The organism is Roseibium sp. RP-7 (assembly GCF_053005225.1).
This window is the reverse complement of the sequence record NZ_JBRKQA010000001.1, coordinates 260,007-275,688: the sequence shown is the minus strand read 5'-3', so window position 1 is coordinate 275,688 and position 15,682 is coordinate 260,007. Positions and strand designations below refer to the sequence as shown.

At 59.9% G+C, this 15,682-nt stretch carries 12 protein-coding genes; all 12 read right to left on the bottom strand.

What is annotated here, in order from left to right; genetic code table 11:
• Positions 1-73 precede the first annotated feature (73 nt).
• On the bottom strand, positions 74-2,203 hold the full coding sequence (gene pnp / locus ACVDG9_RS01200; RefSeq protein ID WP_031268705.1) for a polyribonucleotide nucleotidyltransferase: 2,130 nt from the start codon (positions 2,201-2,203) through the stop codon (positions 74-76).
• A gap of 352 nt (positions 2,204-2,555) precedes the next feature.
• Positions 2,556-2,825 (bottom strand): 30S ribosomal protein S15, encoded by a 270-nt coding sequence (rpsO, locus tag ACVDG9_RS01195; protein ID WP_006935430.1) that lies wholly within the window; start codon positions 2,823-2,825, stop codon positions 2,556-2,558.
• A gap of 209 nt (positions 2,826-3,034) precedes the next feature.
• The gene (gene truB, locus ACVDG9_RS01190) at positions 3,035-3,979 is read right to left on the bottom strand and encodes a tRNA pseudouridine(55) synthase TruB (protein ID WP_447237103.1); all 945 of its coding nucleotides are present in this window, start codon (positions 3,977-3,979) and stop codon (positions 3,035-3,037) included.
• A 609-nt stretch (positions 3,980-4,588) separates the two neighbouring features.
• Positions 4,589-5,014 (bottom strand): 30S ribosome-binding factor RbfA, encoded by a 426-nt coding sequence (rbfA, locus tag ACVDG9_RS01185; RefSeq protein WP_447237102.1) that lies wholly within the window; start codon positions 5,012-5,014, stop codon positions 4,589-4,591.
• 243 nt (positions 5,015-5,257) lie between these two features.
• Positions 5,258-7,990 carry a translation initiation factor IF-2 gene (gene infB, locus ACVDG9_RS01180; RefSeq protein WP_022999109.1) on the bottom strand — a complete coding sequence of 911 codons (2,733 nt, stop codon included), beginning with the start codon at positions 7,988-7,990 and terminating at the stop codon, positions 5,258-5,260.
• 29 nt (positions 7,991-8,019) lie between these two features.
• A complete protein-coding gene (locus ACVDG9_RS01175; protein ID WP_031268706.1) occupies positions 8,020-8,655 on the bottom strand; it encodes an RNA-binding protein in 636 nt (211 codons plus the stop codon).
• 140 nt (positions 8,656-8,795) lie between these two features.
• Positions 8,796-10,451 (bottom strand): transcription termination factor NusA, encoded by a 1,656-nt coding sequence (nusA, locus tag ACVDG9_RS01170; protein WP_022999112.1) that lies wholly within the window; start codon positions 10,449-10,451, stop codon positions 8,796-8,798.
• 67 nt (positions 10,452-10,518) lie between these two features.
• Positions 10,519-11,112 (bottom strand): ribosome maturation factor RimP, encoded by a 594-nt coding sequence (gene rimP, locus ACVDG9_RS01165; protein WP_031268707.1) that lies wholly within the window; start codon positions 11,110-11,112, stop codon positions 10,519-10,521.
• Between the two features lie 301 nt (positions 11,113-11,413).
• On the bottom strand, positions 11,414-12,100 hold the full coding sequence (trmB, locus tag ACVDG9_RS01160) for a tRNA (guanine(46)-N(7))-methyltransferase TrmB (RefSeq protein WP_022999114.1): 687 nt from the start codon (positions 12,098-12,100) through the stop codon (positions 11,414-11,416).
• Positions 12,101-12,180: 80 nt separating this feature from the next.
• On the bottom strand, positions 12,181-13,353 hold the full coding sequence (gene metK / locus ACVDG9_RS01155) for a methionine adenosyltransferase (RefSeq protein ID WP_022999115.1): 1,173 nt from the start codon (positions 13,351-13,353) through the stop codon (positions 12,181-12,183).
• 112 nt (positions 13,354-13,465) lie between these two features.
• The gene (locus tag ACVDG9_RS01150; RefSeq protein ID WP_023014432.1) at positions 13,466-13,870 is read right to left on the bottom strand and encodes a helix-turn-helix domain-containing protein; all 405 of its coding nucleotides are present in this window, start codon (positions 13,868-13,870) and stop codon (positions 13,466-13,468) included.
• 190 nt (positions 13,871-14,060) lie between these two features.
• Complete coding sequence (gene lnt / locus ACVDG9_RS01145) at positions 14,061-15,677, bottom strand: apolipoprotein N-acyltransferase (protein ID WP_447237101.1); 1,617 nt, start codon at positions 15,675-15,677, stop codon at positions 14,061-14,063.
• Between the last annotated feature and the right edge of the window lie 5 nt (positions 15,678-15,682).

Here is a 15,682-nt window from a genome sequence, read left to right as displayed (position 1 = left end):
TCTCGCTTCAAGACAAACAAAAACGGGGACCTTTCGGTCCCCGTTTCATATCTTGCGTCAGTCGGACGGAAGCTTATTCAGCTTCTTCCTTCTTTTCGATTTCCTTGCCGGTTTCCTGGTCGACAACCTTCATGGACAGGCGGACCTTGCCGCGCTCGTCGAAGCCCATGAGCTTGACCCAGACCTTGTCGCCTTCCTTGATCACGTCGGTGACCTTGGCAACTTTCTTCGGAGCCAGCTGGGAGATGTGGACCAGACCGTCCTTCGCACCGAAGAAGTTCACGAATGCGCCGAAATCAACGCATTTGACGACGGTGCCTTCGTAGATCATGCCCACTTCCGGCTCAGCGGCGATGGAGTTGATCCAGTTGACGGCGGCCTTGATCGCCTTGCCGTCGGCAGATGCGATCTTGACGGTGCCGTCGTCTTCGATGTTGACCTTCGCGCCGGTCTTTTCCACGATTTCACGGATGACCTTGCCGCCCGAACCGATGACTTCACGGATCTTGTCGACCGGGATCTTCATCACTTCGATGCGCGGAGCATGTTCGCCGAGCTCGGCACGAGCCTCGGTGATGGCCTTGGACATTTCGCCGAGGATGTGGATACGGCCGTCCTTGGCCTGACCCAGAGCGACCTTCATGATCTCTTCGGTGATACCGTCGATCTTGATGTCCATCTGCAGCGAGGTGATACCGTCCTGGGTACCGGCGACCTTGAAGTCCATGTCGCCAAGGTGATCTTCATCGCCCAGGATGTCGGACAGAACCGCAAAACGGTCACCGTCCTTGATCAGGCCCATGGCGATACCGGCAACCGGTGCCTTCAGCGGAACGCCGGCATCCATCAGCGACAGCGAGGTGCCGCAGACGGTTGCCATGGAAGACGAACCGTTGGATTCGGTGACTTCGGAAACGACGCGGACGGTGTACGGGAACTCGTGATGCGGAGGCATCATCGGGTTGATCGCACGCCATGCCAGCTTGCCGTGACCGATTTCGCGGCGTCCCGGGGAGCCCATGCGGCCGGTTTCACCGACGGAGTAAGGCGGGAAGTTGTAGTGCAGCATGAAGTGAGACTTCACGGTGCCTTCCAGAAGATCGATGAACTGCTCGTCTTCGCCGGTGCCGAGGGTGGCAACGACCAGGCCCTGGGTTTCACCACGGGTGAAGAGTGCGGAACCGTGCGCACGCGGCAGAATGCCGACTTCGGACGAGATCGCACGGACGGTCGACAGGTCACGTCCGTCGATACGGGTGCCGGTGTCGAGGATCGCGCCACGAACGATTTCAGCTTCCAGTTTCTTGAACTGCTCGCCCAGAACGGTGCTTTCGACGGCTTCGCCTTCGGCAGCGTTGGTGATCAGCGCTTCAACGACCTTCGCCTTGGCAGCGTCGACTGCGTTCTTGCGGTCGGTCTTGGACGTGATCTTGTAAGCGGCAACAAGCTCGGCTTCGGCCAGAGCCTTGACCTTGCCGAACAGCTCGGAATGATCCGGCAGAACCAGCTCGCGCGGTTCCTTGGCAGCGGTTTCAGCCAGTTTGATGATCGCGTCGATCACCGGCTGGAAGCCCTTGTGGCCGAACATCACAGCACCGAGCATGATGTCTTCGTTCAGTTCCTTGGCTTCGGATTCAACCATCAGAACGGCGTCGTTGGTACCGGCAACAACCAGATCCAGCGAGGATTCCGGCATGTCGTCGACCAGCGGGTTCAGCACGTATTCGCCGTTGATGTAGCCAACGCGCGCGCCGCCGATCGGACCCATGAAGGGAACGCCCGACAGGGTCAGTGCAGCGGAAGAAGCCACCATCGCCAGAATGTCCGGAGCGTTTTCCAGATCGTGCGACAGAACGGTGATGACCACCTGGGTGTCGTTCTTGTAGCCGTCTGCGAACAGCGGGCGGATCGGACGGTCGATCAGGCGGGACGTCAGCGTCTCGTGCTCCGACGGACGGCCTTCACGCTTGAAGTAGCCACCCGGGATCTTACCAGCGGCAAATGCCTTTTCCTGGTAGTTCACGGTGAGCGGGAAAAAATCCTGGCCCGGCTTCGGAGACTTGGCGGAAACAACCGTCGCCAGAACCTTCGTTTCGCCATAGGTCGCCATGACGGCGCCGTCGGCCTGACGGGCAACCTTGCCCGTTTCGAGGACGAGCGGGCGTCCGCCCCACTCGACTTCTACACGATGAATATCAAACATCATCTGTCCTTACAGCTTTGCCTGCCTTTGGCTGCTTTCGGTACAGCACGGTCATGGCAGACACATTCCCGGTCGGCCCCGTATGGGCCGGTTACCGGCGGACAGGTCACGGGCAAGACGACGAGCTGCTTTCGGCTCAAGACGGAAAGAAGCCGGCAATCCTGCCCCATGACGTGTCACGAGGTCTCTATAGAGCGTTCCACTCGAATTTGAAACACTCAAAGCTCTTTCGCGGAACAAAGACCCGAAGTGGATCAGTGTTTTGCCCGCAAGAGCTGCGTCCGGCAAATGCCGTCACGCAATACAAAAACGCGGCGGGTTCTCACCCACCGCGCTTTCAGGTTCTGAGTTCTTAGCGGCGAATGCCAAGACGCGAGATCAGCGACTTGTAGCGTTCTTCGCTCTTGCCGCGCGTGTAGTCCAGAAGGGACCGGCGCTGCGCAACCATTTTCAGAAGACCGCGGCGGGAGTGGTTATCCTTGCCATGACCCTTGAAGTGTTCGGTCAGGTTGTTGATCCGCTCGGTGAGGATCGCGACCTGTACTTCCGGGGAACCGGTGTCGCCTTCTTTGATGGCGTATTCCTTGATGAGCTCAGCTTTGCGCTCTGCAGTAATCGACATCGCTCTTTCCTTTCAAAGAGTGGGGTCCGTTGACCGGACACGTTGAAATGCCGGAGACCGGCCTGATCCGGATGTTTCCAGAGCCGAGATGTCGTTCAGCAAAGGATCCGTCCGGACGAATTGAGCATCAGTGCCCAATGGCGGCGGAATATGGCGGAAAACCCTTCGAAAATCCAGAGGTTTCTCAGGTTTTTTCGCCACACCAGAATTTACAGGTGAAACACCCTGGTCGGCTGGAACCGGCCCTTGTCAATTGAGCCGATGGCAACCGGCACGCTGGCGTGGCTGGCAAAGGCGACTTCCGTGTTGAGCGGAGCATCCCGGCCGCGCAGCAGCACGGCCATGCCTTTGCGGATCTTGGCCGCGTCATCGAGCGAAACGGGTACCTCGATCAGATTGTCCATCGCCTCGCGAACCGGCAGGACGAACTCCTCGACCAGCGCCTCAATGCCGGCGCCTTCCTCAAGCGCCTCGGCTGCTTCCTGGATTTCGTCCAGCCCGATCAGGTCCTCTTCGCCGAACGGACCGACCAGCAAACGGCGCAACTCGGTCACGTGACCGCGGCTGCCGAGCCGGCGGCCGAGATCGCGTGCGATGGCCCGCACATAGGTGCCCTTGCCGCATTCAGCCTCAAAGACGGCGCGGTTCTCATCCGGACGTTCAACCAGATCCAGCCGGTGCACGTCGATCGGGCGGGCTTCCAGTTCGACTTCCTCACCGTCACGCGCCAGATCATACGCCCGTTCACCGGCGACCTTGATGGCGGAGAATTTCGGCGGGACCTGCAGGATCGTGCCGACAAACTCGCCAAGGACGGCCGAGATTTCATCCGCACTCGGCCGCACGTCGGACGTTGCAACCGCCTCGCCTTCGGTGTCGTCGGTATTGGTTTCCACGCCCCAGGTCACCTCGAAACGGTAGACCTTGCGGCCATCCATGACGAAGGGCACGGTTTTCGTGGCTTCGCCGAAGGCAACCGGCAGGAGGCCGGACGCGCGCGGATCAAGCGTTCCGGCATGGCCGACCTTTTCCGGCGAGAAGATCCGCTTGATCTTGCCAAGCGCCTCGTTGGAGGAGATGCCATATGGCTTGTCCAGCACGAGCCATCCGTTGATTGCGTTCTTTTTTCTTTTGAATTGTTTTTGGCGTGCCATGAGTGCGTTTCAATACGATTGCAATTGTTTTACGGCGACAAAAGAAACACTGACTGTCGGCCCCACCATCCATGCGCAACAGCGAGACCCTGAAGACATCAGCTTTCGTCAGCGATCATTCTCGAGTTTTTCAAGTCTGTTGTGGTCACAGTAAGTCACCTGGTTTCCAACTTTATGCGCCTTCGCCAAGTCGCATGCCCCACTTTGAATTTGCCATCTGCATCCGTTCTGGTGACTGCATGCCTTGACCCTGGCGGGTTATCTTTTGATGCGTCTGATGGAGCCAATGCTGCCACCAACTCAATCTCTGCATTTGCAACCGGCATACCATCGTTTAACAGCACGCCCGAAACCTCAGGCGCGAGGACGCGTGGAACGGGAAACACGACACATGCAGAGGTCGCTGCACCAAGTGCGATTGCTGCGATAGTTCTGAAGAGCGCCATCTTCTTTCACATCAAGTGACTTGCAGACACGGCACACATTCAAGTCGACCGACCAGACAAACTCAGTTTTCCATTTCCCGGCGAGGCTACAATTACCGAGGGCTAAGAACTCGAATTCACGCAATTTCAAATTGAACCGTGAATCGTGGTTTCAGCGTGGCAATCAGTCCTTGGCTGGGTCGCCGTCCTCTTCGTCCGCTTCGAGATCGCGGGAGACTTCCGGGGAATGCAGCAGCGTGCCGATGCGGTCGTCGTCGTCGAACCGTGTGTCGAGAACGAAGCGCAGGTCCGGCATGTATTTCATGGTCAGCCGGCGGGAAACCTGGCCGCGCAGATATTTGGCGCTGCGGTTCAGGGCCTTTTCGACATTTTCGGCGTTGACGCCACCAAGCGGCATCACCAGGCAGGTGGCCAGGCGCAGGTCCGGCGTCATGCGCACTTCGGGGATCGTGACGATCACCCCGTCGAGATCGGGGTCGGAGAACCGACCCCGGGTCAGAATATCGGACAGCTCCTTGCGGACCGTCTCGCCAACGCGCAACTGGCGCTGGGAGGGGCCGCGGCTGTCCTGTCCGTGTTGTCTTGCCATTTTGTTGTTCCTGCATCTCTGGCAGCGCAATGCGTCCCGACGTTTCGGGTGCCGTTCCCGGACCTTCTCAGGCTATCCACGCCTTTGCCGTGCCCCAAGCACAGACATTGGCCAGACTGCCCGGATGGCGTGGCTGCCACGGCGAAGCCTTGGCATGACGGCGTTACCTGCAACCAGATACGACGTCAGCGGCTTAATTGAATAAGCCGCTGACATCAGTTTCAATTAGATTTCTGACTTCGATCAGAGTGTCCGTGCGATCTGCTCGACGCGGAAGCACTCGATGACGTCGCCCGGACGCATGTCCTGGTACTTGACGAAGTTCATGCCGCATTCCTGACCGGATTCGACAGACTTGACCTCGTCCTTGAAGCGCTTGAGCGTGCCCAGTTCGCCTTCGTGGATGACCACGTCGTCGCGAATGAGGCGAACGTTGGCGCCACGTTCCACGACACCTTCGGTGACCAGACAGCCTGCAACCTTGCCGACCTTGGAGATGTGGAAGATTTCCTTGATCTCCGCATTGCCGAGGAAGGTCTCGCGGCGCTCCGGCGACAGCATGCCCGACAGGGCCGCCTTGATGTCGTCGACCAGGTCGTAGATCACGTTGTAGTAACGGATCTCGATGCCTTCGCGGCTTGCCGCTTCACGAGCCTGCTTGTTGGCACGCACGTTGAAGCCGATGATCGGAGCCTTGGAAGCGAGCGCCAGCGTGACGTCGCTTTCGGTGATGCCACCGACACCGGAGAGCAGGATGCGTGCGCCGACTTCCTCGTTGCCGAGTTCGTTGAGCGCATGGGCAATCGCTTCCGCGGAGCCCTGCACGTCGGCCTTGAGCACCAGCGGGAACTCTTTTTTGCCGGTTTCCTGCAGACGGTTCATCATCTGCTCGAGCGAACCACGCGTACCGGAGGCGACCACGGAGGCCTTCTCGCGGATCTGGCGCTGACGGTAGTCGGTAATTTCACGGGCGCGGGCTTCGTTGTCGACGACCGCAACCATGTCACCGGCTTCCGGCGTGCCCTGGAAGCCCAGAACCTCGACCGGTTTGGCCGGACCGGCTTCCTTCACCTGGTTGCCATTCTCGTCGAGCATGGCGCGGACGCGGCCCCACTCGGCACCGGCAACAAGAATGTCGCCCGGCTTGAGGGTCCCCTTCTGCACCAGAACGGTGGCAACCGGACCGCGGCCCTTGTCGAGCTGCGCTTCGATGACGATACCTTCCGCCTTGCGGTCCGGATTGGCCTGGAGTTCCAGAACTTCGGACTGCAGCAAGATCATTTCCAGAAGCTTGTCGAGGCCCTGGCCACTCTTGGCCGAGACTTCCACATCGATCACGTCACCGCCCATGGATTCCACAACGAGGCTCTCGCTGAGAAGTTCGGTGCGGACGCGGTTCGGATCGGCTTCCGGCTTGTCCATCTTGTTGATGGCCACGATGATCGGCACGTCGGCAGCCTTGGCGTGCGCAACGGCTTCCTTGGTCTGCGGCATGACGCCATCGTCGGCAGCAACAACAAGGATCACGATATCGGTCGACTTTGCACCGCGAGCACGCATCTGCGAGAACGCAGCGTGGCCCGGGGTATCGATGAAGGTGATCTTGTTGCCGTCCTGATCGACCTGATAGGCGCCGATGTGCTGGGTAATGCCGCCGGCTTCGCCGGTGACAACCTTCGACTTGCGGATCGCATCGAGCAGCGAGGTCTTGCCGTGATCGACGTGACCCATGATGGTCACGACCGGAGGACGCGGCAGCAGGGTGGACGGTTCGTCTTCCGTGGTGAACAGACCTTCTTCGACGTCTGCTTCAGACACGCGCTTGACCGTGTGGCCCATTTCCTCGGCGATCAGTTCGGCGGTATCGGCGTCGATAACATCGTTGATCTTGAGCATCTGGCCCTGCTTCATGAGAAGCTTGATCACATCCACGGCGCGCTCTGCCATACGGTTGGCGAGTTCCTGGATCGTGATGGCTTCCGGCAGAACGACTTCACGCATGATCTTCTCACGCACGACCTGCTGCTGCCCGCGCTTCGCCTTTTCCTGGCGACGGCGCATGGAGGCCAGAGACCGCGCACGCTGACCGTCGTCGCCACCGGTGGCGGCGGAGATGGTCAGCTTGGAGCGGCGGCGGTCGTCGCCAGTGCGCGGACGCGCGGCGGGAGCCGGAGCCTGCTTCGGGCGCTTGACCGCACGAACACTCTTGTTGTTGCGATCGTCTTCTTCGGATTCTCCGCGCTCGGGTTTCGCACGTGCGGCCGGAGCTTCCGGCGCCTTGCGCTTGCCCATGTCGTCAAGGCTGGGCGGCTTGCCGCCATCGGCGTGAGCCGGCTTGCGAACCACGGTGCGACCGGTTGCTTCCTTGCGCACAGGCGCAGCAGCTTCCGTTGCCGCTTCGGCGACAGGTTCGCTCTTCGGTTCGGCCTTGGCCTGTTCCGCAGCCTGGAGAGCTTCTTCGGCTTCACGCTTTGCGCGCTCTTCCGCTTCCACCTTGGCGCGGGCCTCTTCTTCGGCCTGACGCTGCGCGGCTTCAACAGCCCGGCGCTTGTCTTCTTCTTCGCGGCGCTTGCGGTCTTCCTCGTCGCGCACCTTCGCCATCTGAAGGGCTGCCGCACGGGCTGCCGCTTCTTCCTTGGTCAGGGTGCGCAGAACGTTGCCGTTGCCCTTCTGGCGCTGGCCGGAGGCAGACCGGCGGGCCTGCTTGGTCGCCTGTGGATCTGGCTGTGGCGGCGTACGCGGCGCTTCAGCCGGCCGCTCGAGGCGCTGTGTTGTCGGCGCAGGAGCTTCTGCTTTCGCTTCCTGCCCCGGGAGTACAACACGACGCTTCTTCTTTTCCACGACGACGGCTTTGGTCCGGCCATGCGAGAAGGACTGCCGAACAGTTCCCTGATCGCCACCGCCGCGCTTTAGGCCAAGCGTTTTGCCACGCTCAACGCTGATTGTCTTGTCGCCTGGATTTTTCGTATCGCTCATATTGCCTTCAGTCCTGCGCAACCGCCTTTTCAAGCGTTGCCATTATCGCTGCTTGCCCCGGAGGAGTTGCGAAAACGCTCCAGGTCACGCACCCGCGACAGGAAGTTTTCGCTCGCCTGCCCCGCAAGCAGTGCAGCATGTATCACATTTGACCGGCCCAATGCCAAATCCAATTGGTCCGAATCGAACAAACGGACGATTTGGCATCCGTTTGCGTGTTCCTGAGTGCCGGCAGCCAGTGCCGCCAGCTTCCTTACCCCGTCTTCTGCAGCGTCCGAGGCATGGACCAGCCCGGCGACATCTTCCTGCCGCAGAGCTGCTTCAACTTTCGCATATCCCGTTACCAGCTCGCCGGCCTTGCGCGTCATGGAGAGCGCTTGCAGCGCCGATCGTTCCATGAGCGCATCAACCCGATCCGCCAGTCCCGGCTCGACAGAGGCTTCCCCTTTAAAACCCCTGCCGAAGACCTTTTTCCGGTCCTTTTCGGCAACAGCCACGACTTCTTTCGTGGCAGTTATCCAAACACCACGCCCTGGAAGAACCCGCTTCAGATCCGGAACCACCTCGCCTTGCGGATCGAGGACGAACCGGATCAGCGCACTGACGGGCTGAACCTCCCGGGTCACGGCACATTGCCGTTCGGTCGGCTCACTCTTCCTGGGCACGCTGCCACTCCTTTAGATCAACCTGCTTTCCGGTGCGAACACCTTCGGCGCAGAAAAGTTGATCGAACTTGCGAATTCGAAGCTGCCGATCGGCCGGGGCCATACCGGAAGCTTCATACAGGAGGCTTTTGCCTCTCTCGTTACCCGTTCAGGATCGCGCCGCCCTGCGGCTCTTCTCCAACGGTCTCGGCCATTTCGGCCTCGTCTTCTTCTTCGGCTTCTTCTGCCTCAGCCTGAGCTGCGAGTTCTTCCTCGGTGATCCAGCCGGCTGCCAGACGGGCGGCCATCACGACGTTTTCCGCTTCAGCGCGGGACATGTCGAATTCCGAAAGAGCACCTTCGAAGCGCTTGGTTTCGCCGTCCTTGCGTTCGGTCCAGCCGACGAGATCGTCAGCAGCGCAACCGGCGAGGTCTTCCATCGTCTTGATGTCGTCCTTGCCCAAGGCAACCAGCATAGCCGTTGTCAGGCCATCAATCGACCTCAAGTCGTCCGCAACACCGAGCGAAATACGCTCTTCGTCGAGTTTTGCTTCCAGTTCGGCCAGGTAATCCCGCGCACGTGCCTGGATTTCGACGGCGGTGTCGTCGTCGAAGCCTTCGATCATGGAGATCTCGTCGAGCTCCACATAGGCAACTTCCTCAACCGAGGTAAAGCCTTCGGTCGCCAGCAACTGTCCGACCATCTCGTCCACGTTAAGGGCTTCCATGAACAGCTGCGAACGCTCCAGGAATTCCTTCTGGCGGCGGTCGCTTTCTTCCTGCTCGGTCATGATGTCGATGGCCCAGCCGGTCAGCTGTGAAGCCAGACGCACGTTCTGGCCGCGGCGGCCGATCGCCAGTGATAGTTGGTCATCGGGAACGACAACTTCAATACGTTCGGCGTCTTCGTCCAGAACAACCTTGGCAACTTCGGCCGGCTGCAGGGCGTTGACGATGAAGGTTGCCGCTTCTTCGTTCCACGGGATGATGTCGATCTTTTCGCCCTGGAGTTCGCCAACAACGGCCTGGACGCGGCTGCCGCGCATACCCACGCAGGCGCCAACCGGGTCGATGGAGCTGTCCTTGGAGATCACGGCGATCTTCGCGCGCGAACCCGGGTCACGGGCAACGGACTTGATCTCGATGACGCCGTCGTAGATTTCCGGAACTTCCTGGGCAAACAGCTTCGCCATGAACTGCGGATGCGTGCGCGACAGGAAGATCTGCGGGCCGCGCTGTTCGCGGCGAACGTCGTAAATGATGGCGCGGATACGGTCGCCCGTGCGGAAGATTTCGCGCGGGATCAGCTCGTCGCGGCGGACGATGCCTTCGCCGCGGCCAAGATCGACGATGACGTTGCCGTATTCGGCGCGCTTAACGACACCGTTGACGACTTCGCCGACACGGTCCTTGAATTCTTCGTACTGACGGTCACGCTCGGCTTCGCGCACTTTCTGCACGATAACCTGCTTGGCGGACTGGGCGGCGATACGGCCGAAATCGAGCGGCGGCAGCGGCTCGGCAATGAAGTCGCCGATGCTGGCTTCCGGATTGCGGGCCTGTGCATCATCAAGAGAGATGTCGGTGGAAACGTTCTCGACAGTGTCAACGACCTGAAGCAGGCGCTGCAAACGGATCTCGCCGGTCTTCGGATTGATTTCGGCGCGGACTTCCGTTTCCGTACCATAGCGGGAGCGGGCTGCCTTCTGGATCGCGTCTTCCATTGCATTGATGACGATCATCCGGTCGATGGATTTTTCCCGTGCGACCGCGTCAGCGATTTGCAGCAGTTCCAGCCGGTTCGCGCTGATTGCCATATTCCACTCCTCTTGCGCCAAGGATCGGTTCGGGCGCGTTCTTCTTCTTTCCCTTAGAGCCTCTGGCTCAGTTGGGCATGTTGTCCTGCGACAGCTCGTCATCCTGGCCACGGGCGGCAAGCGCCGCCTTTTCCGCCTGAAGAGCTGCGGTAATCAAGTCATCGGTCAGAACCAGCTTGGCTTCGCCGATGTTCTCCAGCGGCAGCGCCACGGTGTCCTCTTCGCCTTCCCGCACATCGGGCAGCCGAAGGTTGGCCTTGCCGTCTTCCGCGCCGAGGAGCTTGCCCCGGAATCGCTTGCGGCCATCCAGCATGACGGCCATCTCGACCTTCAGCTCATGGCCGGCCCAGCGATTGAAATCGCCGGCCCGCACGAGCGGACGGTCGATACCTGGAGATGAAACTTCTAGATGATATGCCCGGTTAATCGGGTCTTCGACGTCGAGCGCAGGCGACACGGCCCGGCTGATGGTTTCGCAGTCCTCGACCGTCATGGTGCCGTCCGGGCGCTCCGCCATGATCTGCAGGGTGCAGCCGTTCTGAGCACTGATCTTCGTACGCACCAGTCGGTAGCCGAGGTCCTCGATGACCGGCTCCACAATTGCGGCAACACGGGCATCAAGACCCTGCTCCGTCACAATTCTCGGTTCGTGTGCGCTCACACTTGGCTCCTGTTGGCGGCCGTTACCGGCTCTTGAGCATCAGATGCACCTGATTGTCGATTTACATAGGGCAGTCCTGCTCGAACTCGTTGGTTTCCGGTTATGTAAGCAAAAAAGAGCGGGTCCCCGGCGGGCCCACTCTCAAAGTGCTCAGATAAGCCGTTTGAGGTGAAACACGGGCTGTATAACGCCAAAGGGGGCAAAAAGGCAAGAGGCCGGGCCAAATTCCTCAAAGAAGTTGGCGCCAGTCCGGAATCCCCCGATAAACGGCAGCAAACGCGCCGTTCTCCGCGATGCGCCGCTACACCCTGCGGAAAGTCAGGTAGCGTCCGATACGCCCCTCGCGGATGGCCTTCGCCTCGTAGCGTGTACTCGGCCAGCCTTCCCAGGGTGTTTTCCAGTCGGACGCTGTTTCCGCCGCCCATTCGAACGCCGCATGGTCGCGGCAATGGCGCAGTGTCCAGTCGACGTAGGTATCGATGTCGCTGGCAAAACGGAACTCGTGGCCGGGCTTGATGGCACGGGCATAGCGATCGAGATTCTGTTCGTTGATGAACCGGCGCTTCCAGTGGCGCTTTTTCGGCCAGGGATCCGGATAGAGCTGATAGGCCAGGTCGAGACTTGCCTCGGGCAACCAGTCCAGAACATTGACGGCATCATCATCGTAAAGGCGGATATTGCGGAACCCCTCCCCCACGACGGCATTCACGGCCTTGGCCATGCTGCCGACGAAAGGTTCGACGCCGATGAAGCCGACACGCGGATTGGTTCTGGCCCGGTGAAGCAGATGCTCACCGCCACCAAAGCCGACCTCCAGACACACCTCGTCGACATCCGCATCAAAGAGGGTCTTTAGATCCTCCGGAGCGGGTGTTGCCAGGTCCAGCGCCAGGCGCGGCAGTTCGTTTTCCATCAGCGCCTCACGGCGCGGGCTCAACGGCTTGCCCTTGCGGCGGCCGTAAAAGGAACCTTCGTAGCGGTCAGTCATAATTCAACTTCAAAACGACAGATCGCCGGCACTGAACCGGCGATCTGCTTCACTTCTTCCATGTTCAGCGTAGGCGCAGCTTATCCCGCAAGCGGGCGCAGCGCGTCAACCAGATCCGTCTTTTCCCAGCTGAAGCCGCCATCGGCCTCAGGTTCGCGGCCGAAGTGGCCGTAAGCGGCGGTGCGCTCATAGATCGGGTTGTTCAGCTTCAGGTGCTGGCGGATGCCGCGCGGGCTGAGGCCCATGACATCGCGCAACGCTTTTTCCAGCTTGGCTTCATCGCAACGGCCGGTGCCATGCAGGTCGACGTAGACCGACAGCGGCTCCGGAACGCCGATGGCGTAGGAAAGCTGAATGGTGCAGCGGTCGGACAGATCGGCCGCGACGACGTTCTTGGCAAGGTAGCGCGCCGCGTAGGCTGCCGAACGGTCCACCTTGGTCGGGTCCTTGCCGGAGAATGCGCCGCCGCCATGCGGAGCCGCACCACCGTAGGTGTCGACAATGATCTTGCGGCCGGTCAGGCCGGCATCGCCGTCAGGGCCGCCGATGACGAAAGCGCCGGTCGGGTTGACGTGCCAGACGGTGTCGCCGGTGATGAAGCCTTCCGGCAGTGCAGTGCGGATGTAAGGCTCGACAATGGCGCGCACGTCGGAGGAGGTCAGGGCCGGATCCAGATGCTGGGTCGACAGAACGATCGAGGTTGCCTCGACCGGCTTGCCGTCGACGTAGCGGACGGTGACCTGGCTCTTCGCGTCCGGGCCGAGCGCAGGCTCCTGACCGGATTTGCGGACGTCGGCCAGAAGACGCAGGATCTTGTGCGAAAACAGGATCGGAGCCGGCATCAATTCTTCGGTTTCACGGCAGGCATAACCGAACATGATGCCCTGATCGCCTGCACCTTCGTCCTTGTTGTCGGCAGCATCAACGCCCTGGGCGATGTGCGCGGACTGCGCGTGAAGGTGAACGGCGATATCGCAGTTTTCCCAATGGAAACCGTCTTGCTCGTAGCCGATATCTTTCACGGCCATGCGGGCAAGATGAGCGATGTAATCGTTGGTGATGGTTGACGGACCGCGGGTTTCGCCGGCGATCACGATGCGGTTGGTCGTTGCCAGTGTTTCACAGGCAACGCGCGCTTCCGGCATTTCCTTGAGGTAGGCATCTACAACCGCATCGGAAATACGGTCGCATACTTTATCCGGATGCCCTTCGGAGACGGACTCGGAGGTAAACAGGTAATTCTGACGTGCCATTGGCGATCGTCCTTCTGGGAATGAATATGACAGGAGCGGCGATTGTCATCGCCGCTCCGTCTGCATCAATCTTAGAAGTTCTTCGCCGCGTCAAGCGCGCGCGTGAATTTTGTCAGTCGTCGCCAGCCAGAGACCGGACCAGATCGACGATCCGGCGGCGTACTTTCGGGTCTTCAATCCGCACGAATGCCTTGTTCAGGGACAGGCCTTCGGAAGAAGACAGGAAGTCGACGACATAAGAGGTCGGCTGCGTTTCGCCGAAGCCTTCCGCCTCTTCAGGCGTACCGGGCGCATCTTCGAAGAAAAAGGAAACCGGGACTTTCAGAACGGTTGCGATGTGTTGCAACCGGCTGGCACCGATACGGTTGGTGCCTTTTTCGTATTTCTGGATCTGCTGGAAGGTGATGCCCAGACTTTCGCCAAGCTTTTCCTGACTCATGCCTAGCATCATGCGGCGAAGCCGAACGCGGCTGCCAACATGAATATCGATCGGATTCGGAGACTTTTTACTGGGCATCTGTGTCGCTCTTTCTTTTTCTCGCGGAAAAAGCCCGCTCGTTTTCGTTTGCACAAGCTCTCCTGACATCCCCCCACAGGCTCAAGAGACCGAAGTTTGCCCGCAACCTTTCACTTGTACATGAAGCAGCCTTCAATCGGCTATTTCACGGTTGTATCACAGTTTCTTCACTCAACTCAAACAAAAAATATCAATTTACACGCGAATCGCGGTTGTATTGGTAAAGCCCGGCAAATACTATGATAAGAAACGAGATAACGAGCACGGGCAGATCGCCAAAAATGCCGTAGAGAGTATTGTCTAGTCTCTGCGGAAGCTTGGAATCGATCAGACCTTTCTCGAATATCGCGAGTTTCGCGACCACCTGACCTTTGGCATCAATCACCGCTGAAATGCCTGTATTTGCAGCTCTAATCAGCGGCAGGCCGGTTTCGATGGCACGTAAACGAGCCTGTGCGAGGTGCTGATAAGGGCCGGGCGTCCGGCCAAACCAGGCGTCGTTGGTCACATTCAGCAGAAAGTCCGGCCTTCTGGAAACACCGTCCAGAGATCCCGGAAAAATTGCCTCATAGCAAATCATGGGTAGAAAACTAAAACTTTCGGAGGTAGTCAGTACACGCGGTTGATACCCGGCCTCGAACCCATCCATGGGGCCCGCAAGGTTAGAAATTCCCAGTGATTCAAGCAGAGGTTTAAACGGAACGTATTCGCCGAAAGGCACGAGCCGAACCTTGTCGTAGATGCCCTGGACGGTGCCCTCGGTGCCAATGACGAAGACGCTGTTGAAGTAATCAGCCCCTCTCATGCCGGGCTCGGCCCGGATCGCACCGGTCACCAGTTCGGTCTTGTCACCGAGCGACTGACCGATCCGGAACAAGGCTCCCGGCTCCTGTGTCAGCAGGAAGGGAACGGCCGATTCCGGCCAGACCACCATGCGCGGCTGTCCGACGCGCGCGGCACCGCCAAGCGGCGCTTCGGTCATGTCGAGGAAGGTCTGAAAGATCTCGTCGCGCAGCTCCGGCCGCCATTTGTCTTTCTGATCGATCGATGGCTGTACGATTCGGATGTCGAGATCGGCAACGGGCAATGCCGTCTGCCAGAGCCTGACGGCGCCATAACCCGCAACCGCGGCCAGGGCAACCGCGGCAGCGACAACGGCCGTCACGCGCTGGCGAAACGGGCGAGCGTCGGCCAGAACGGCCGGCGTCGAAAAGACCGCAACCACGAAGAAGCTGAGACCATAGAGCCCGACAAGACTCGCCGCCTGCGACACGCTCAGCGATCCGGACACGCCATAACCGAAGGCATTCCAGGGAAACCCGGTCAGGACATGGCCGCGCAGCCAGTCCGTCAAGGTCAGGCCGGCAGCAAGCACCAGGATGCGGCGAAACTGGTCACTCCAGAATATCGCGGCCAGTCCCACCCCAAGGCCCGTAAACAGCGCCAGTCCGACAGGCATTGCCAGCACGGCAAAGGGCATCAGCCAGGCAAAGCGCTCCGCTTCCACCAGAAACGCCGCACCGATCCACCAAAGACCCGAGAGAAAATAGCCGAAGCCGAACAACCAGCCGAGCGCGAAGCCCGTGCGAAACCGCTGAACCCGCTTGCCGGGTGCGGGATCGACCGCTCCGTCCAGCATCCAGACCAGACAGGGAAACGTGACCAGAAGCACGAAAGTGAAGTCATAAGGGGGAAGCGCAAAGGCCGTCAGCGCACCGCAGGCGGCGCACAAGAGACGGCGCTGCCAGCCCCATGCCAGAAGAAAGGTATTTGGCAGGGCCGACAGGCGGTGTGACAACCATTGCATCAAAG

Bases quoted from the DNA above. Each gene is read 5' to 3' on its own strand.
- pnp (WP_031268705.1), bottom strand. From the start codon at position 2,203: ATGTTTGATATTCATCGTGTAGAAGTCGAGTGGGGCGGACGCCCGCTC.
- rpsO (WP_006935430.1), bottom strand. From the start codon at position 2,825: ATGTCGATTACTGCAGAGCGCAAAGCTGAGCTCATCAAGGAATACGCC.
- truB (WP_447237103.1), bottom strand. From the start codon at position 3,979: ATGGCACGCCAAAAACAATTCAAAAGAAAAAAGAACGCAATCAACGGA.
- rbfA (WP_447237102.1), bottom strand. From the start codon at position 5,014: ATGGCAAGACAACACGGACAGGACAGCCGCGGCCCCTCCCAGCGCCAG.
- infB (WP_022999109.1), bottom strand. From the start codon at position 7,990: ATGAGCGATACGAAAAATCCAGGCGACAAGACAATCAGCGTTGAGCGT.
- nusA (WP_022999112.1), bottom strand. From the start codon at position 10,451: ATGGCAATCAGCGCGAACCGGCTGGAACTGCTGCAAATCGCTGACGCG.
- trmB (WP_022999114.1), bottom strand. From the start codon at position 12,100: ATGACTGACCGCTACGAAGGTTCCTTTTACGGCCGCCGCAAGGGCAAG.
- metK (WP_022999115.1), bottom strand. From the start codon at position 13,353: ATGGCACGTCAGAATTACCTGTTTACCTCCGAGTCCGTCTCCGAAGGG.
- ACVDG9_RS01150 (WP_023014432.1), bottom strand. From the start codon at position 13,870: ATGCCCAGTAAAAAGTCTCCGAATCCGATCGATATTCATGTTGGCAGC.
- lnt (WP_447237101.1), bottom strand. From the start codon at position 15,677: ATGCAATGGTTGTCACACCGCCTGTCGGCCCTGCCAAATACCTTTCTT.